This is a genomic window from Pseudomonas orientalis (assembly GCF_002934065.1).
Taxonomy (GTDB): Bacteria; Pseudomonadota; Gammaproteobacteria; order Pseudomonadales; family Pseudomonadaceae; genus Aquipseudomonas; species Aquipseudomonas orientalis_A.
In genome coordinates, this window is the sequence record NZ_CP018049.1 from 1,380,689 (window position 1) to 1,397,423 (window position 16,735).

Annotated in this window: 17 protein-coding genes; 11 read left to right on the forward strand and 6 right to left on the reverse strand. The window is 61.5% G+C overall.

Annotated elements, in window-relative coordinates; translation table 11 throughout:
* Positions 1 to 229: 229 nt before the first annotated feature.
* The 6 genes from adk to BOP93_RS06155 all read left to right on the forward strand — a co-directional run bounded on the left by adk (position 230) and on the right by BOP93_RS06155 (position 4,521).
* Entirely contained in the window at positions 230 to 877 is a 648-nt protein-coding gene (gene adk, locus BOP93_RS06130; protein WP_003172225.1) for an adenylate kinase, read from the forward strand.
* An 88-nt stretch (positions 878 to 965) separates the two neighbouring features.
* Complete coding sequence (tsaB, locus tag BOP93_RS06135; protein WP_104501915.1) at positions 966 to 1,652, forward strand: tRNA (adenosine(37)-N6)-threonylcarbamoyltransferase complex dimerization subunit type 1 TsaB; 687 nt, start codon at positions 966 to 968, stop codon at positions 1,650 to 1,652.
* Between the two features lie 160 nt (positions 1,653 to 1,812).
* Positions 1,813 to 2,103 (forward strand): hypothetical protein, encoded by a 291-nt coding sequence (locus BOP93_RS06140; protein ID WP_104501916.1) that lies wholly within the window; start codon positions 1,813 to 1,815, stop codon positions 2,101 to 2,103.
* Positions 2,103 to 2,963, forward strand: coding sequence for a DUF72 domain-containing protein (locus BOP93_RS06145; RefSeq protein WP_104501917.1), 861 nt, complete (start codon positions 2,103 to 2,105; stop codon positions 2,961 to 2,963). Before BOP93_RS06140 ends, BOP93_RS06145 begins: the two co-directional genes overlap by 1 nt.
* Positions 2,964 to 2,991: 28 nt before the next feature.
* Positions 2,992 to 3,819 (forward strand): isocitrate lyase/PEP mutase family protein, encoded by an 828-nt coding sequence (locus BOP93_RS06150; RefSeq protein ID WP_104501918.1) that lies wholly within the window; start codon positions 2,992 to 2,994, stop codon positions 3,817 to 3,819.
* A gap of 21 nt (positions 3,820 to 3,840) precedes the next feature.
* Positions 3,841 to 4,521 (forward strand): extensin family protein, encoded by a 681-nt coding sequence (locus tag BOP93_RS06155; protein WP_104501919.1) that lies wholly within the window; start codon positions 3,841 to 3,843, stop codon positions 4,519 to 4,521.
* Positions 4,522 to 4,524: 3 nt separating this feature from the next.
* On the opposite strand, the gene BOP93_RS06160 is transcribed toward BOP93_RS06155, so the two are convergent.
* Complete coding sequence (locus BOP93_RS06160) at positions 4,525 to 5,145, reverse strand: energy transducer TonB (protein ID WP_104501920.1); 621 nt, start codon at positions 5,143 to 5,145, stop codon at positions 4,525 to 4,527.
* Between the two features lie 96 nt (positions 5,146 to 5,241).
* Here BOP93_RS06160 and BOP93_RS06165 point away from each other — a divergent pair, with 96 nt between their 5' ends.
* Positions 5,242 to 6,024, forward strand: a complete 783-nt coding sequence (locus BOP93_RS06165) for a class I SAM-dependent methyltransferase (RefSeq protein WP_104501921.1) — start codon at positions 5,242 to 5,244, stop codon at positions 6,022 to 6,024.
* A gap of 822 nt (positions 6,025 to 6,846) precedes the next feature.
* On the opposite strand, the gene BOP93_RS06175 is transcribed toward BOP93_RS06165, so the two are convergent.
* On the reverse strand, positions 6,847 to 7,482 hold the full coding sequence (locus BOP93_RS06175) for a TetR/AcrR family transcriptional regulator (RefSeq protein WP_104501922.1): 636 nt from the start codon (positions 7,480 to 7,482) through the stop codon (positions 6,847 to 6,849).
* Between the two features lie 93 nt (positions 7,483 to 7,575).
* Between BOP93_RS06175 and BOP93_RS06180 the strand changes: the two genes are divergently transcribed.
* The 3 genes from BOP93_RS06180 to BOP93_RS06190 all read left to right on the forward strand — a co-directional run bounded on the left by BOP93_RS06180 (position 7,576) and on the right by BOP93_RS06190 (position 12,086).
* Positions 7,576 to 8,676 (forward strand): efflux RND transporter periplasmic adaptor subunit, encoded by a 1,101-nt coding sequence (locus BOP93_RS06180; protein WP_104501923.1) that lies wholly within the window; start codon positions 7,576 to 7,578, stop codon positions 8,674 to 8,676.
* 6 nt (positions 8,677 to 8,682) lie between these two features.
* Positions 8,683 to 11,742, forward strand: a complete 3,060-nt coding sequence (locus BOP93_RS06185; protein WP_104501924.1) for an efflux RND transporter permease subunit — start codon at positions 8,683 to 8,685, stop codon at positions 11,740 to 11,742.
* Between the two features lie 128 nt (positions 11,743 to 11,870).
* Entirely contained in the window at positions 11,871 to 12,086 is a 216-nt protein-coding gene (locus BOP93_RS06190; protein ID WP_104501925.1) for a hypothetical protein, read from the forward strand.
* A 66-nt stretch (positions 12,087 to 12,152) separates the two neighbouring features.
* On the opposite strand, the gene BOP93_RS06195 is transcribed toward BOP93_RS06190, so the two are convergent.
* From BOP93_RS06195 to plsB, 3 genes are read right to left on the reverse strand one after another with little or no spacing between them, the layout of a single operon-like run.
* On the reverse strand, positions 12,153 to 12,842 hold the full coding sequence (locus tag BOP93_RS06195) for a DUF4197 domain-containing protein (RefSeq protein WP_104501926.1): 690 nt from the start codon (positions 12,840 to 12,842) through the stop codon (positions 12,153 to 12,155).
* Between the two features lie 22 nt (positions 12,843 to 12,864).
* Positions 12,865 to 13,266, reverse strand: a complete 402-nt coding sequence (locus tag BOP93_RS06200; RefSeq protein ID WP_104501927.1) for a YbaY family lipoprotein — start codon at positions 13,264 to 13,266, stop codon at positions 12,865 to 12,867.
* Positions 13,267 to 13,317: 51 nt separating this feature from the next.
* Positions 13,318 to 15,822 carry a glycerol-3-phosphate 1-O-acyltransferase PlsB gene (gene plsB / locus BOP93_RS06205; protein WP_104501928.1) on the reverse strand — a complete coding sequence of 835 codons (2,505 nt, stop codon included), beginning with the start codon at positions 15,820 to 15,822 and terminating at the stop codon, positions 13,318 to 13,320.
* A gap of 179 nt (positions 15,823 to 16,001) precedes the next feature.
* Here plsB and BOP93_RS06210 point away from each other — a divergent pair, with 179 nt between their 5' ends.
* Positions 16,002 to 16,211 (forward strand): cold-shock protein, encoded by a 210-nt coding sequence (locus BOP93_RS06210; protein ID WP_065886074.1) that lies wholly within the window; start codon positions 16,002 to 16,004, stop codon positions 16,209 to 16,211.
* A gap of 131 nt (positions 16,212 to 16,342) precedes the next feature.
* On the opposite strand, the gene BOP93_RS06215 is transcribed toward BOP93_RS06210, so the two are convergent.
* Complete coding sequence (locus tag BOP93_RS06215) at positions 16,343 to 16,720, reverse strand: hypothetical protein (RefSeq protein ID WP_104501929.1); 378 nt, start codon at positions 16,718 to 16,720, stop codon at positions 16,343 to 16,345.
* Positions 16,721 to 16,735 lie beyond the last annotated feature (15 nt).

The window sequence follows — 16,735 nt, forward strand, 5'->3', positions numbered from 1 at the left end:
GAAAAGGACGGTCGTTGTTTGAGGGGCGGGGTTGCGCTCCGGCAAACCCGTTGGCCGACGCACGCCTGGCGCGGGTTTCTCCTACTTTGGGCGGCTTGTGTGGCAGGGGCCTGCTGTGTATCTTGATCAGCCTTTGGCCGTTTGATCGGCCTGGAACCACATTTTTACGAGATTGGCCCCACGCGGCGAATCCGAGCGTCATCTCTATAAAAAATTGAGGAGCACATCGATGCGCGTCATTCTGCTGGGAGCTCCCGGGGCCGGTAAAGGTACTCAGGCAAAGTTCATCACTGAAAAATTCGGCATTCCACAAATCTCCACCGGCGACATGCTGCGCGCGGCCGTCAAGGCCGGCACCGAGCTGGGCCTGATCGCCAAGAGCGTGATGGACAGCGGTGGCCTGGTCTCCGATGACCTGATCATCAACCTGGTCAAGGAACGCATCAGCCAGGAAGATTGCAAGAACGGTTTCCTGTTCGACGGCTTCCCGCGCACCATTCCCCAGGCTGAAGCCCTGGTGAAAGCCGGTGTCGAGTTGGACGCTGTGGTTGAAATCGCCGTCGAGGACGAAGAAATTGTCCAGCGCATTGCCGGTCGTCGCGTTCACGAAGGCTCGGGCCGCGTGTACCACGTCGTCTACAACCCACCCAAGGTTGAAGGCAAGGACGATGTCACCGGTGAAGACCTGGTGCAGCGCAAGGACGATACCGAAGAAACCGTGCGTCATCGCCTGTCGGTCTACCATTCCCAGACCAAGCCGCTGGTGGACTTCTACCAGAAGCTCTCCGCTGCCCAGGGCAAGCCGAAATACAGCCATATCCCTGGCGTCGGTTCCGTGGAGGCGATTACAGCCAAGGTGCTGCAAGCACTGAGCTGATGCGTTGATCGGCTGCATTGACAACGGCCCGCTTGCGGGCCGTTGTTGTTTATACTGGCGCACTTTTTCGACTTGGACACCCACACCCATGAGCACCCTGCTGGCCCTGGACACCGCGACTGAAGCTTGCTCGGTTGCCTTGCTGCACGATGGCAAAGTAACCAGCCACTACGAGGTGATCCCGCGCCTGCACGCGCAGAAGCTGTTGCCGATGATCAAGCAACTGCTGGAAGACGCCGGCACCAGCCTGGCCGCCGTGGATGCCATCGCTTTCGGCCGTGGCCCCGGCGCGTTTACCGGCGTGCGCATTGCCATTGGCGTGGTGCAGGGCCTGGCATTTGCGCTGGAGCGTCCGGTGTTGCCGGTGTCCAACCTCGCCGTACTGGCCCAGCGTGCGCTGCGTGAACACGGTGCTGTGCAGGTGGCGGCGGCGATCGATGCGCGGATGGATGAAGTGTATTGGGGCTGCTACCGCGAGAGCGCCGGTGAAATGCGCCTGGTTGGCGTGGAAGCGGTGCAGGCGCCGGAATCATCCGTGCTGCCGGGCGATGCCAGCGGTGATTGGTTCGGCGCCGGTACCGGCTGGGGATATGGCGAGCGGATCGGCGTCCAGCTGGTTGGCCAGGATGCCACGATGCTGCCCCATGCAGAGGATTTACTGACCTTGGCGCGCTTCGCGTTCGAGCGTGGCGAGGCGATTCCCGCTGATCAGGCGGCGCCGGTGTACTTGCGCGATAAGGTCGCGCAAACCAAGGCGGAACGCGGGATTATTTGACGCCAAAAATGATGGCATTTTGGGGCAAATTCCGCCAATCGTCAGAATTTTTACCGTGTTTTAAACCTTTTACCAATTATGTGTTCTAGTTATCACCAGAGCATTTGCGCGTTACGGATAGCGCCACTAAAATGCCATTACTGATAGCGAGTTCGCGCCTATGCGTATTGATGGATTTTCCTCACAGTCGTACCCGATCAAGCGTAAGCCGCGCAAGGCGCACGCCACGGTGGACGATTCGGTCGAGGATTCGCCGGACTTCATCGAAGTCCAATCCGATGCACAGGCCGGTGCTCAGGCACGCATCAGCGGTCTTCCCGCCCGTCAGCAAGACATGGTCTTCCCCCGCTCCATGAGCAAAAGCGTTGCGACGGCCCTGGCCAGCTACCTGACCACCGCCGGTTTTGTCGAATGGGATATGGAAGTGCTGGGGCTCGATATCCACATCTGATGCGCCTTCCTTACTCCATCGGCTGCCCGTCCTGGAGTGAAAACGCTTGGCGCGAGTACCTGTACCCTGCCGATGCGCGCTCCAATGATTATCTCGGGCTCTACTCCCAGGTCTTCAACGCCGTCGAAGGCAACACCACTTTTTATGCTCGACCCTCGGCCGCGACCGTGCAGCGCTGGGCCGACATCATGCCCGATGACTTTCGCTTCACCGCCAAATTCCCGGGTGATATCAGCCATGCCGGTGACTTGCGCGAGCAGCTGCCGGCGGCGGAAAGTTTTGTCGGGTTGATGAGCCCCCTGGGCGAGCGTGTTTCGCCACTGTGGCTGCAGCTTTCGAAGGGTTTTACCCCGCAGCGCCTCGGTGAGCTGGCCGGCTTCCTGGATGGCATTGATCGCCCCCTGGCCGTTGAAGTGCGTCATGAAGCGTTCTTCGCCAAAGGCGAGGCTGAGCGCATGCTCAACCGCCTGTTGCGCGACCGCGGCGTCGAGCGCGTCTGCCTTGATCCGCGCGCGCTGTTCAGTTGCACCTCCACCTCGGCGGCCGTATTGCATGCCCAATCGAAAAAGCCCAGGGTGCCTCCACGCCCTGCGGCGTTGACCCAGTTTCCCCAGGTGCGCTTTATCGGGCACCCCGAGCTTGAGGCCAACGATCCGTTCCTGGTGCCCTGGGTCGAAAAGATCGCCAGTTGGATCGAAGAGGGGCGCACCCCCTACATGTTCCTGCACACCTCGGACAACCGCCTCGCCGCCCAATTGGCCTTGCGTTTCCATGACCAACTGATGATGCGCTTGCCAGGGCTGGCGCCGCTCCCGACCTTGCATCGAGAACCCGTCGCGGAGCAACTGGGGTTACTCTAATGCTCCTTTCCCCCGCCAGGAGCCCGTCATGGATGCCCAAACCCTTCGCGCCGAAGCCTTCAGAGCCCTGCATGAGCGTGATCGTGCCTTTGTCATGCCCAACCCGTGGGATGCCGGTTCCGCCATCATGCTTGCCAGCCTTGGCTTCGAAGCGTTGGCCACCACCAGCGCGGGCTTTGCGTTCAGCCTGGGGCGGCCGGATGCCGAAGGCGCGCTATCGCTGGAGGACACCCTGGGCAATGCCGGCAGCATCGTCCGGGCGACTGCGCTGCCGGTCGCCGCTGACCTGGAAAACGGATTCAGCGACACCCCCGAAGGCTGTGCCCAGACCATTCTGCGAGCCGCCGCCACCGGTATCGTCGGTGGCTCCATCGAAGACGCCACGGGCGTTGCCGCCGACTCTATCTACCCCTTCGACCTGGCCGTCGAGCGCGTCGAGGCTGCCGTTGCCGCTGCCCGCAGCCTGGCATTTCCCTTCACGCTGACAGCTCGCGCAGAAAACCTCCTGCATGGCCGCCTGGATTTGCCCGACACCATTCGCCGCCTGCAAGCCTACGCCGAGGCGGGCGCCGATGTGCTGTATGCGCCGGGCCTGCGCAGTGCCGAAGAGGTGTTGGCGGTGGTCAAGGCCGTCGCGCCCAAGCCGGTGAACGTGTTGATGTCCGGTGGCTTGAACCTCAGCGTCGTGCAGTTGAGTGAGTTGGGCGTGCGGCGCATCAGCGTCGGCTCGGCCCTGGCCCTGGCGGCCTATGGCGAGTTTTATCGGGCGGCGCAGGAGGTCTATGGATCGGGCACCTTCACCTTTACCGAACGCAAGATGCCGTTCGATCAGGCCAACCAATTCTTCAAGGGCTGAGCCGTGCGGTTGATCGGGTGGATGGGCGCGTTGCTGGTGCTCGGCGGCGCTGTTGCGGTGGGCGCATGGCGGGGCTGTGTGCCGGTGCCGGACGAGTGGAACCCCTGGGCGCCGCTGGATGTGCGCGCCAGTCCGAACCTGTTGACGCGCTACAAGCTGGGGCGGCTGCAGGATGATCCGTTGCTGTGCGACCAGGTGCTGAAAACCTCGGGGTTGCGGGTGACCCGCCAGGCGGACTCAGCCCCCGACGCCGCCTGCCCGTTGCGCAACACATTGCGGGTACAGGGCGGGGAGGTGGGCTTGAGCAGCAGTTTTCTGGCCAGTTGCCCGCTGGCCGTAGCCTTTGCGTTGTTCGAGCGGCACGGCCTGCAGCCAGCGGCTCAGGCGATCTATGGCGAGGCGGTGACGCGGGTCGATCACCTGGGCAGTTTTGCCTGTCGCAATATCTACAACCGCGCCGAAGGCCGCCTCAGTCAGCACGCCTCGGCCAATGCCCTGGATATCGCCGGGTTTCGCCTGGCCGATGGACGCCGTATCAGTGTGCTCAAGGATTGGCCGGGCGACGACGCTGACGCACGGTTTCTGCGTCAGGTGCGTGACAGTGCGTGTAACGCGTTCAACGGGGTATTGAGCCCCGACTACAACGCCGCACACCGTAACCATTTTCACCTGGATATGGGCCGCTGGTGGGTGTGCCGCTAGGCGTCAGGCGGCCAGGCGCAGGTTGTTGACGATCAACGGACGCGCCCAGTGGTAGTCAAAATCCAGCGCCTTCTGTTGTTCGACCAGATCCTGTTCGGTGAACGGGGTCGCGGGCGGTGGCAACAAGTCCAGCTCGAACTCGGCAATCGGCAGATGCAACGGACGCGGTTGTGGCGCCGGGCCGGGTTCAGCGACCGGTTGGCCGGCATTCAGGACAATTGGCCGTACCCAGCTGCTTTCGAAATGCTGCTGGTGTTGCTGGGCGATGATTTCTTCGTCAGGGAACGGCGCGGGCGCGGGTGGCAGCAGCTCGGTCTCGAATTCGGCAATCGGCAGGAACAGCGGCTCAGGTGGGGCGACTTCGGTGTCTTTCACGTCACACCCACGCTGGGTGAGGATCTGCGCCAGCAGGTCGGCGCCTTCGCCGGGCTCCACCGCCGGGTCCTGCGGTGCAGGCGCCGTGGCGGCCAGCGCGCCCGGCGCAGCGCCGAGCTGTTCGGCCAGGGCTCGGGCGAAGAAGTCCTGCCACACATGACTCACCCCGGCCAGCGCTTGAGTATTGCGCAGGCCGTAGTGGTTGTGGGTCGGCAGTACACCGATGGTTAGGGGAAGAATGTCTGACATTTTTTTCGGTCGACGCTCAGCTCTGGCAAAATACCTGACTGTTGTTTTTATCGGCCGGTATTGGCCGATCCTTAATATTTTCGAGCGTAGCGATTGATGAGTGAACAACCAGCGGCCAGCCGCATTCGGGTCGAGGCCTTGGCCGAAGAATTCCAGGCCCGCGCCGCGCAGTGGGCTGCGCTGTTGGGCTTGCCTGTGCAACGCGATGAGGCGGATTTTTCCCTGCAGGTCGGCGAACAAGGCCTGCAATTGCAACAGCTCGGACCGGACGCACCGGGCCCGGTACGGGTCGACTTTGTCGAAGGCGGCGCGGCGCACCGGCGTCTATATGGCGGTGGCAGCGGGCAGATGATCGCCAAGGCCGTGGGCGTCGCCCAAGGCGTGCGCCCCCGTGTACTGGACGCCACGGCCGGGCTGGGCAAGGATGCGTTTGTGCTGGCAAGCCTGGGCTGTGAGATGAGCCTGATCGAGCGCCAGCCGTTGATTGGTGCCTTGCTGGAAGACGGCCTGGCACGCGCTGCGCAGGATTTTGACGTGGCGCCGATCGTGGCGCGCATGACGCTGCTCAAGGGCAACGCCATTGAAGTGATGCTCAATTGGGAAGGCGAGCCGCCGCAAGTGATCTACCTGGACCCAATGTTCCCGCACCGCGAGAAAACCGCCCTCGTGAAGAAGGAAATGCGCCTGTTCCGGCCACTGGTCGGTGATGACCTGGATGCACCGGCATTGCTCGCGGCGGCCCTCGCCCTGGCCAGCCATCGCGTAGTGGTCAAGCGCCCGCGCAAGGCGCCGTGCATTGACGGGCACAAGCCGAGCCATGCGCTGGAGGGCAAGTCCAGTCGTTATGATATTTATCCCAAGAAGGCGCTTAAGGTTTAAGTTTCAAGCAAAGGCGCCTTTCATTTGCAGCTTGCAGGTACCTACACAACTCAGCAGCGCCCAACCGTAACCACGATGCGAAGCGAGCCGCTCTTGATCTGGCTTTTGATCTTGATCTTAGGCGCCCCGTTAAACCACGCTGGCCGAACGCAGGCTTGAATCCGTGGGTAACCCGGCAGGACGCCGGGTTAGCCGCACTGGGCCATGGATGGCCCATTGCGGCGGCCCACGGATTCAAGCCTGCGTTCGGGCACACCGAGCCTAGGCGAGGTGCCGAGTGGTGGGGCAAGAGCGTTTTGCTTACTTTTGCGCTTTTCAAAAGTGAGCCGCCGTCAGGGCGGAACCCTAAGTGGCCGTTACCGCAGAAACGGATATGTACTCGCCCAATCCAACATCCTGGTCGGCCCGGATGCCGCCATCGGGGGCAAGCCCCCTCCCACATTGGACCGGGATCGACACTAACATCCTGGTCGGCCCGGATGCCGCCATCGGGGGCAAGCCCCCTCCCACATTGGACCGGGATCGACACTAACATCCTGGTCGGCCCAGAGGCCGCCATCGGGGGCAAGCCCCCTCCCACATTGGACCGGGATCGACACTAACATCCTGGTCGGCCCGGATGCCGCCATCGGGGGCAAGCCCCTCCCACATTGGACCGGGATCGACACTAACATCCTGGTCGGCCCAGAGGCCGCCATCGGGGGCAGGCCCCCTCCCACATTGGACCGGGATCGACACTAACATCCTGGTCGGCCCAGAGGCCGCCATCGGACGCTAGCTCCCTCGCCACATGCCGGTGCCATATCAAAGCTGCGTAGATACCTACGCCCCATACGCCCGCATAAACAACCCCACCACCTCCCGAACATGCTCTTCGGCCGCTTCTTCGCTCAGTTGCCCGCCGCAGCCATACAGCAAACGGAAATTTGCCGTGCCCTTGAGCAGGCAAAAAAAGTGCTCCGCGGCCTTGAAGGGTTTGTCGATGCTCAGGGCGCCGCCCTGGTCAATCTTGCCGAGCAGGCGCTCCATACCTTGCAGCATGCGCATAGGGCCGGCTTCAAAGAAGATCTGTGAGAGTTTCACGTCCTGACTGCCAGTGGTCATCATCAAGCGATGCAGGTTCACCGACTCTTCACTGTTGATCAACCGATGGAAGCCCCGCGCGATGTTCAGCAACACGGTGGCTACAGGCACGCCTGCAGGCAGCTCGAAGTACATCACCGGCAATTGCTCTTCACACTTGGCCACCACCGCCGCGGTGAACAGGGTCTCTTTGTCGGTGAAGTGGCTATAGACGGTGAGTTTAGATACGCCGGCCGCAAGAGCCACGGCGTCCATGCTGGTATTGGCGTAACCCTTGTCAAGGAACAGCGATTTCGCGGATTCAAGGATAGCTTGGCGTTTTGCCATGTCCTTGGGGCGCCCGGGACTGTTGGTGTTTACAGGATTGTCGGACATTTTCACCTTTAATACTGGACTGGTGAGTTTGGTATTAATAACATACCGGCCAGTATAATTATTCCAAGCCTCATTTGCGAAAGGTCCCACAGCATGCGCAGCACTTTCCTGCCCTTTGCTTTGCCTGTCAGCCTGATGTTCCTGTTGGCCGCGTGCGGCCATGAAGAAGCGGCCCCCACTGCCCCTCGCCCGGCCATGGTGGTGCAACCTCAGCCCTTGGCACAGGCAATGGACAGTTATCCTGGTGAAGTGCGTGCCCGCTATGAACCGGACCTGGCTTTCCGCATCGGTGGCAAAGTCAGCAAGCGCCTGGTGGAGGAGGGCGAGCGGGTCAAGGCCAACCAGCCCCTGGCCGAGCTCGACCCACAGGATGTACGCCTGCAACTGGAAGCCACCCGTGCCCAGGTGGCTGGCGCCGAGGCCAATCTGAGCCTGGTGCGCGCCGAGCGTGACCGCTACAAGACCCTGATGGATCGTCAGATGGTCAGCCGATCCCAGTACGACAATTCCGAAAATCTCTATCGAGCCGGTGTGGCACGCCTCAAGCAGATCAAGGCTGAGTTCGACGTGTCCAGCAACCAGGCCGGGTATGCGGTGCTGCGTGCGCCCCAGGATGGTGTCGTCGCCAAGCGTGCGGTGGAAGTGGGCCAGGTCGTCGCCGCCGGCCAAACCGTGTTCACCCTGGCCACCGATGGCGAGCGTGAAGTAGTGATCAGCCTGCCGGAGCAAGGTTTCGGCCGCTTCAAGATCGGCCAGCCGGTCTCGGTTGAGCTGTGGAGCCAGCCGGATCAACGCTTTGCCGGACGCATTCGCGAGCTGTCGCCCGCCGCCGATCCGAGGTCGCGCACCTTCGCCGCACGGGTGGCATTCACTGGCGGCAAAGTCCCTGCAGAACTCGGGCAGAGCGCTCGGGTATTCATACCGGTTGACGGGGTGATGCCGTTGTCGGTGCCGCTGTCTGCCCTGAGTGCGGAGAACGGCACGTCTTATGTCTGGCGTGTGGCGCCGGACAACACCCTCAAGCGCACCCCCGTGCGCATCGGCGCGTTTGGCGAAAAGAGCGTGCCGGTACTGGAAGGCCTGGCGCCCACCGACTGGGTGGTTGCGGCGGGCGTGCATGTGCTCCATGAGGGCCAGCAAGTGCGCCCGGTGGATCGCGCCAACCGCGTGGTGAATCTGGCGGCCAAGGAGTAGTCCCCGATGGGTTTCAATCTTTCCGAGTGGGCGTTGCGTAATCGCCAGATCGTACTGTTCCTGATGATCCTGCTGGCGGTCGTCGGCACCTTGTCCTACACCAAACTGGGACAAAGCGAAGACCCTCCCTTCACCTTCAAGGCCATGGTGATCAAGACCAACTGGCCGGGGGCAACCGCCCAGGAAGTGTCTCGCCAGGTCACCGAGCGCATCGAGAAAAAACTCATGGAGACCGGCGAGTACGAGCGCATCGTCTCGTTCTCGCGGCCCGGCGAGTCCCAGGTGACCTTCATCGCGCGCGACGCCATGCACTCGGCGCAGATTCCCGAGCTGTGGTACCAGGTGCGCAAGAAGATCAGCGATATCCGTCAGACCTTGCCGCCGGATATCCAGGGGCCGTTTTTCAACGATGAGTTCGGCACCACGTTCGGCAATATCTACGCCTTGACCGGTGACGGTTTTGACTACGCCGTGCTCAAGGACTACGCCGACCGCATCCAGATTCAGCTGCAACGGGTGCCGGATGTGGGCAAGGTCGAGTTGCTCGGCCTGCAGGACGAGAAGATCTGGATCGAGCTGTCCAACCTCAAGCTCGCCACCCTCGGCCTGCCACTGGCCGCTGTGCAGCAAGCCTTGCAGGAGCAGAATGCGGTGTCGACCGCCGGCTTCTTTGAAACCCCGAGTGAACGGGTGCAACTGCGGGTGTCGGGCAACTTCAAGAGCGTGGAAGAGATCCGTAACTTCCCTATTCGGGTGGCGGACCGGACTTTCCGGATCGGCGATGTGGCCGATATCCACCGTGGTTTCAACGACCCACCGGCACCGCGCATGCGCTACATGGGCGCCGACGCCATCGGCCTGGCGGTGGCCATGCGTGAAGGTGGCGATATTCTGGTACTGGGCAAGGCACTGGAGCATGAATTCGCACGCTTGCAGAAGAACCTTCCGGCGGGCATGGAATTGCGCAAGGTTTCGGACCAGCCCGCAGCGGTGAAGACCAGTGTCGGCGAATTCGTCCAGGTGCTGGCCGAAGCCTTGGCCATCGTGTTGCTGGTGAGCTTCTTTTCTCTGGGGGTACGCACTGGCATGGTGGTGGCCCTGGCGATTCCGCTGGTGCTGGCCATGACCTTTGCCACCATGTATTACCTGGGTATCGGCCTGCACAAAATTTCCCTGGGCGCCCTGGTGCTAGCCCTGGGCTTGCTGGTGGATGACGCGATCATCGCGGTGGAGATGATGGCGATCAAAATGGAGCAGGGCTACGACCGGATCAAGGCCGCAAGCTTCGCCTGGACCAGCACCGCCTTCCCCATGCTGACCGGCACGTTGATCACCGCCGCAGGCTTTTTGCCGATTGCCACCGCGCAATCGAGTACCGGCGAGTACACCCGGTCGATCTTCCAAGTGGTGACCATTGCACTGCTGGCCTCATGGGTCGCTGCGGTGGTGTTTGTACCGTACCTGGGGGAAAAGCTGCTGCCGGACCTGGCGAAAATACATGCGGCCAAGCACGGCACCGACGGTCCGGACCCCTATGGCACGCCCTTCTATCAGCGTGTAAGACGTTTGGTGCAGTGGTGTGTACGTCGGCGCAAGACGGTGATTGTCCTGACCCTGTTGCTGTTTATCGGCTCGGTTGGGCTATTTCGTTTCGTGCCGCAACAGTTCTTCCCGGCCTCGGGTCGCCTGGAGCTGATGGTCGACCTGAAACTGGCCGAAGGCGCCTCCCTGAGCAACACCGCCGACCAGGTCAAACGCCTCGAGACCTTGCTCAAGGCACACGCTGGCATCGACAACTACGTCGCCTACGTGGGCACCGGTTCGCCGCGTTTCTACCTGCCGCTCGATCAGCAACTGCCGGCTGCCAGCTTCGCGCAATTTGTGGTGCTGGCCCACACCATCGAAGAGCGCGAAAGCCTGCGCACCTGGCTGATTGCAACCCTCGACGAACAGTTTCCCGACCTGCGCTCGCGCGTTACTCGCCTGGAGAATGGCCCTCCGGTGGGCTACCCGGTGCAGTTTCGCGTGACCGGCGAGCACATCGACGAAGTCCGCGCCCTGGCGCGGAAAGTCGCGGCCAGGGTTCGCGAAAATTCCCACGTGGTCAATGTGCACCTGGACTGGGAAGAGCCGAGCAAGATCGTCTATCTGAATATCGATCAGGACCGCGCCCGGGCGCTTGGCGTGAGTACCGCCAACCTGTCGAAATTCCTGCAAAGCTCCCTGACCGGCTCCACCGTCAGCCAGTACCGGGAGGATAACGAGTTGATCGAGATCCTTCTGCGCGGCACCGTCCATGAACGCACCGAGTTGTCGCTGCTGCCAAGCCTGGCGGTACCGACCGACAACGGTAGAAGTGTGACCCTGGCGCAGATTGCAACCCTCGAGTATGGCTTTGAAGAGGGCATCATCTGGCACCGTAACCGCCTGCCGACAGTGACCGTGCGTGCCGATATCTACGGCAAGGAACAACCTGCGACCCTGGTCCAGCAAATCCTCCCGACCCTCGAAGGTATACGTGCCGAGTTGCCGGATGGCTACCTGTTGGACGTCGGTGGCACGGTTGAAGACTCTGCGCGCGGACAGAACTCGGTGAAGGCCGGCGTGCCATTGTTCATCGTGGTCGTGCTGACCTTGCTGATGCTGCAACTGCGCAGCTTCTCACGCACGGCGATGGTGTTTCTGACCGCGCCCCTGGGCTTGATCGGCGTCACGTTGTTCCTGCTGGTGTTTCGTCAGCCGTTTGGTTTCGTGGCCATGCTCGGCACGATTGCCCTGTCGGGGATGATCATGCGCAACTCGGTGATATTGGTGGACCAGATCGAACAGGACATCAAGGCGGGGCTGACGCCATGGCAGGCGATCATTGAAGCGACTGTTCGGCGTTTCCGCCCGATCGTTCTGACGGCACTCGCGGCGGTGCTGGCGATGATTCCACTGTCACGCAGCGTATTCTTCGGGCCGATGGCGGTTGCAATCATGGGCGGGCTGATTGTGGCGACGGCGCTGACGCTGCTGTTTCTACCGGCGCTTTACGCGGCGTGGTTCAGGGTCAAACAGGAATGACGGTGCTTATGGCGAGGAACGTTTCTTAACGTTTCGCCACTCATGGACTACCTGATGACAGGTATTCGGTCCGTCGGACTTCACGCCGGCTGGCCGGATCTCAAATCTGATGATTCAAGGAGTATCCAATGGGATTATTCATCGGTAAATCGTTGAACGTTTCGGTCAACAGCAGCTTTGGCGGCGGCAACTGTGCCAAGCCCAAGCCACCTGCAGATGACTGCAACGACAAGTGCAAACCCAAGCCCGACTGCCATGGCGGTGGCGGCTCGATCAAGTTCGGTGTGAGCGTGATGCCATTGGGCGCGGTGATCTTTGGCGGGCTGGCCGGCAAGCTGTTTTGACGGTGCAGTAAATAAGGGCGCCCGGGCAGGTGATCCTTCCCCACCTGCTCGGGTGTACCGAAGTGTTTACAGTGCGCCAAACACTTTTTTGGCAAGGCTGGTGGCGGCAGCTGCCGGATTCTTGCGAATCGTTTCTTCCTGCTGCGCGATCATCTTGAACAAGCCGTCCAGTGCCTGTTCGGTCACGTAGTTTTCAACGTTGGCGCTCTTGGAATCCACGGCACCAAACGCCGCCGCCTTGCCGGCCAGTGCGTTGTACTGCTGGGCCACGCCGACCTTGTCGGTTGCGGCCTTGACGATGGGCAGGAATTTGGCGCGGATCTGTTCGCGACTGCTTTTGTTCAGGTACTGGGTGGCTGAGTCCTGGCCACCGCTGAGGATGCCTTTGGCATCGGTCACGCTCATGTTTTTCACGGCATTGACCAGGATCGGCTGAGCCTGGGTCACGGCGGTTTCCGCCGCTTTGTTCATACTGGTTTCCAGCTGGGTGACCTGATCGCCCATGCCGAACATCTTCAGCTTGTCAGCGACCTTGCCCAGCTTGCCCGGCAGGCCGATTTTCACCTCGGGGTTATTGCTGAAACCGCCGGGCGTGCCCAGTTGTTTCACGGCGATCTGTGCGCCTTGGGTCAGGGCGTCCTTCAGGCCGCCGCTGGCGTCGCCCTGGGACAGGCTGCCAAGGTCCAGCGCCATGACGTTGGCGCCCAGCAGCAGTCCGGCGAACAGGGCGGTGAGACGAAGAGGGTTACGGAGCATGGGCGCTTCCTTGTGGTTGGGTTCAGTGGGCTGCCGCGTCGACACGCACGCGCAGTGGCTGTGGGTCCTGGCCGTTGAGTTGTACCGCGTGCCGCTGCGTGGTGATGAACAGTAGCTTGCCATCCACCTCGATGCGAGCGCTGACCGAGTAGCTGTGACCAGGCTTGAGCTGAGTCGGGTCATAGTTCAGGTGAAACGGCAGCGGCACCTGGCCCTTGATCGGGCCTTTCTGTTCGGCCAGGACCACGGCGGGAGCGTCCATCAAGGACACATCCTGCAGGCTGACGCTCAAGGTGGCGGTTGGCGGCAGTGCGATGCGCTGCAGGTAGAACACTTCGCCGTCGAGGCTGGCCGTTGGGGCAGGAGGCATGGATTGGCAGGCTCCGAGCAGGGCAGTGAGGCCCAGGAGGATGATCTTTTTCATGGTGCAGCTCCTTTTCAACGGCGCCGGAAACCGCCCGGCGCCTTGTTCAATCTAGCGGATTTGCGCGGGTTCCACCGCTTGCTCGGCCGCGCCATCGACGCGATGCAGCGCCACCTGGCGAATCGACAGGCGAATGTCTGCCGGCAGTACACGTTTCGCCGCGCCTTCGGCCAGTTCGCCAAGCAGATCGCGATAGCTCAGCTTGCCGGCTTCATCGCGGCGCAGCACATCTTGCTCCAGCAAGGTCTGGATGAAATGTCGGAAAAGGCTCTTGTCGAAGAATTCAGGGGCGTTGAGGCCATGCAGGATCGACAGGCGCTGGGCCATGATTGTGCACAGGTCCTCCAGCTCTTCAGCGCTGATGCTGTTCTGCCCGCTGTTGAGCAACAGCGAAATCGCCATGTAGAAGCGTTGCAGGGTTTGGGCGATGCTCTTGGACAGCAGCGTCAGCAGTACAAAATGCCGCGAACTCGGCGCCGCGCGCAGATACACGCCGTTTTCAAAACGCAGCAGGCCTTGTTCGACAAAGGCCTCCAGCCACTGGTCGACCACGCCATCGAGCTCTTCCAGTGACCAGCGGATAAACAGCTCCGATTGCAGGTACGGATAGAGCGCCTGGGTATAGCGCAGGATCTGCTCGCGGCTCATCCGCGAACTGCTCTGGAAAAAGCTCGCCAGCAGCGCCGGCAGGGCGAAGATGTGCAGCACGTTGTTGCGGTAATAGGTCATCAGGACGGCATTTTGCTCATCCAGATAGACAATCTTGCCCAGGGCATCGCTTTGCTCCGACAGCAGGTCCATGTCCTTGACGTGCTTGATCAGCGCCAGGCCATCGCCTTCCGGCAGGGTGGTGTGCGGTGAATAGGGCACGCGGCGCAGCAGCGCCAGGTACAGGTCCAACTGGCGGGCCATGGCTTGCTCATCCAGGGCCAGGCGGGTGGTCGACAGCAGCGCCAACGCCACCAGGTTCACCGGGTTCACCGCAGCGGCTTCGTTGAGGTGGCGGGCCACCTTTTCGCTGAGGCGGTGGGTGGTTTCATTCAGCCACGCCGGCTTGAAGTTCGGGCCCAGTTCCTGGGCGCGCCAGTCCGGTTGCTCGCGGTCGAGAAACTCCGCCAGCTTGATCGGCTCGCCGAAGTTGACCGCCACCTGGCCGAAGCGCTGCTTGAGCGCGCCCACCACTTTGAAAATATCGAAGATCGACTCTTTCTTCTTGCTCGCACCGCGCAGTTCGCCGAGATAGGTGCGGCCTTCGAGCACGCGTTCGTAACCGATGTACACCGGCACGAACACGATGGGCATGCGCGAAGAGCGCAGGAAACTGCGCAGGGTGATGGCCAGCATCCCGGTTTTCGGCTGCAGCATGCGACCGGTGCGCGAGCGTCCGCCTTCGACGAAGTACTCCACCGGGAAGCCCTTGGTAAACAGGGTGTGCAGGTATTCGTTGAACACCGAGGTGTACAGGGGGTTGCCCTTGAAGGTACGGCGCATGAAAAACGCACCGCCACGGCGCAGCAGGCTGCCGATCACCGGCATGTTCAGGTTGATGCCGGCGGCAATGTGCGGCGGGGTCAGGCCATTCTTGAACAGCAGGTAGGACAGCAACAGGTAGTCGATATGACTGCGGTGGCACGGCACGTAGATCACTTCGTAGCCTTGGGCAACCTGTTGCACACCCTCGATGTTATTGACCTTGATGCCGTCGTAGATCTTGTTCCAGAACCAGCTCAGTACCACTTCCAGAAAACGGATCGCCGTGTAGGTGTAGTCCGAGGCGATTTCGTTGCCATAGCGCAGGGCCAGGGCCTTGGCTTTTTCCGGCGAAATCTTTTCGCGCTCGGCTTCATCGGCAATCGCCTGGCGCACCAGGGGCATATTGACCAGACCCTTCACCAGGTTGCGCCGGTGCGACAGGTCGGGGCCGATCACGGCGGTCTTGAGGTTACGAAAGTGCACACGCAGGATGCGCTGGGCCATTCTTACGGTGCGTTCGTGCCCTTTATTGTGCTCGATCAATTCACGCAGGTTGATGGGCGCGGAGAATTGCACGCGGGTCTTGCGACCGAGGATCAGGATGCTCAACAACCGGCGCAGACGCCCGGTGACCGCCCAACTGTCGGCGAACAATAGCTTCCAGGGACTGGACTCGCTTTCGGGGGATTGGCCCCAGAACACGCTGACCGGAATGATTTGTGCATTCTCTTCGGCATGTTCGCTCAGGGTGTTGACCAGGCGCGTCAGGGTGGGCGGTGCGCCGCGCTTGTCCTGGCGGCCAAGCCAGTCCGGGTCGGGCGTGAGGTAGAAGAACGCCGCAGGCTCCATCAACGGGCCCACCGAGACCGGCAGCACCGGGCGCGGCAGGCCGGCCTTGGTGCACTCGGCATCGACCACGGCCAATTCGGTCATTGAGGGCGATTGCAGGACGTAGAACACCGGCCGGCTGCGGTCCAGGTTAAGGGTTAGGGACGACTGGTTGATCGTCTCCGAGCGAACCCAGAGATACAACAGTCGGCGCAAGGTGCCAAACACCAGACGGCGGAACGGGGAGCGGGTCATAGGCGAACTGCTTCAAGTGGAAAAAACCGAGCAGGTGCTCGGGCGGGTAGTGTGCCGTATTCACCGAAAATCGGCAAAAAAGCAGCGATGTAAAGTTGAGTTGATGGTTTTTGAACCTGTCTTATACTCGGCAGTTCAACGCCAGCGACTCAATAATAAAAACCAGTGGGAGTGAACAGATGACAACGCGCGAAACCGGCAACGTGAAGTGGTTCAACGATGCAAAGGGCTACGGCTTTATACAGCGTGAAGATGGCAAGGATGTGTTCGTGCACTACCGCGCCATTCGTGGTGACGGGCACCGCTCGTTGGCCGAGGGCCAGCAGGTGGAGTATGCCGTGGTGACCGGCGAGAAAGGCTTGCAGGCCGAGGATGTGGTGGGCCTGTAAGTTCACCACTGAACCCCTGTGGGAGGGGGCTTGCCCCCGATTGCAGTGTGTCAGTCACCAGCTATATTGACTGAGCCACTGCTATCGGGAGCAAGCCCCCTCCCACATTTGATTGGGTTCGCTGCCCAGGGTCAGGCGGTTTTCCAGGTGATCTCTTCTTCACCGTCCGCGCTGATGCGCATCCAGCGGTCAGCACTTTCCTCACCCTCTTCCTCGACCCAGGTCCCCGGCGCGCAGCGCACTTCAACATTCAATGCGGCAAACGCGGCGCGGGCGCAGGCGATGTCGTCGTCCCATGGGGTCTGGTCGCTTTCCAGGTACAGGCTGTTCCACTTGCCCACGGCTTTTGGCAGCCAGGTTACCGGCACGTTGCCGGCCTTGCACTTGTAGGTCTGGCCCTTCTGTACCCAGTCGCTGCATGGGCCCAGGGCGGCGCCCAGCCAGGCGGCGATGGCCTTGTAGTCGACGTCGGCGTCCTTCAGGTAAATCTCGATATCGGGTTGGCGCATGGATGTTCCTCGTTG

What these genes read in the sequence shown, in the direction of transcription:
- BOP93_RS06140 (WP_104501916.1), top strand. Translation starts at nt 1,813, where the DNA reads ATGCGTATTGATGGATTTTCCTCACAGTCGTACCCGATCAAGCGTAAG.
- BOP93_RS06145 (WP_104501917.1), top strand. Translation starts at nt 2,103, where the DNA reads ATGCGCCTTCCTTACTCCATCGGCTGCCCGTCCTGGAGTGAAAACGCT.
- BOP93_RS06200 (WP_104501927.1), bottom strand. Translation starts at nt 13,266, where the DNA reads ATGAAAAAGATCATCCTCCTGGGCCTCACTGCCCTGCTCGGAGCCTGC.
- BOP93_RS06150 (WP_104501918.1), top strand. Translation starts at nt 2,992, where the DNA reads ATGGATGCCCAAACCCTTCGCGCCGAAGCCTTCAGAGCCCTGCATGAG.
- BOP93_RS06195 (WP_104501926.1), bottom strand. Translation starts at nt 12,842, where the DNA reads ATGCTCCGTAACCCTCTTCGTCTCACCGCCCTGTTCGCCGGACTGCTG.
- plsB (WP_104501928.1), bottom strand. Translation starts at nt 15,822, where the DNA reads ATGACCCGCTCCCCGTTCCGCCGTCTGGTGTTTGGCACCTTGCGCCGA.
- BOP93_RS06165 (WP_104501921.1), top strand. Translation starts at nt 5,242, where the DNA reads ATGAGTGAACAACCAGCGGCCAGCCGCATTCGGGTCGAGGCCTTGGCC.
- BOP93_RS06185 (WP_104501924.1), top strand. Translation starts at nt 8,683, where the DNA reads ATGGGTTTCAATCTTTCCGAGTGGGCGTTGCGTAATCGCCAGATCGTA.
- BOP93_RS06190 (WP_104501925.1), top strand. Translation starts at nt 11,871, where the DNA reads ATGGGATTATTCATCGGTAAATCGTTGAACGTTTCGGTCAACAGCAGC.
- BOP93_RS06175 (WP_104501922.1), bottom strand. Translation starts at nt 7,482, where the DNA reads ATGTCCGACAATCCTGTAAACACCAACAGTCCCGGGCGCCCCAAGGAC.
- BOP93_RS06215 (WP_104501929.1), bottom strand. Translation starts at nt 16,720, where the DNA reads ATGCGCCAACCCGATATCGAGATTTACCTGAAGGACGCCGACGTCGAC.
- BOP93_RS06210 (WP_065886074.1), top strand. Translation starts at nt 16,002, where the DNA reads ATGACAACGCGCGAAACCGGCAACGTGAAGTGGTTCAACGATGCAAAG.
- adk (WP_003172225.1), top strand. Translation starts at nt 230, where the DNA reads ATGCGCGTCATTCTGCTGGGAGCTCCCGGGGCCGGTAAAGGTACTCAG.
- BOP93_RS06160 (WP_104501920.1), bottom strand. Translation starts at nt 5,145, where the DNA reads ATGTCAGACATTCTTCCCCTAACCATCGGTGTACTGCCGACCCACAAC.
- tsaB (WP_104501915.1), top strand. Translation starts at nt 966, where the DNA reads ATGAGCACCCTGCTGGCCCTGGACACCGCGACTGAAGCTTGCTCGGTT.
- BOP93_RS06155 (WP_104501919.1), top strand. Translation starts at nt 3,841, where the DNA reads ATGGGCGCGTTGCTGGTGCTCGGCGGCGCTGTTGCGGTGGGCGCATGG.
- BOP93_RS06180 (WP_104501923.1), top strand. Translation starts at nt 7,576, where the DNA reads ATGCGCAGCACTTTCCTGCCCTTTGCTTTGCCTGTCAGCCTGATGTTC.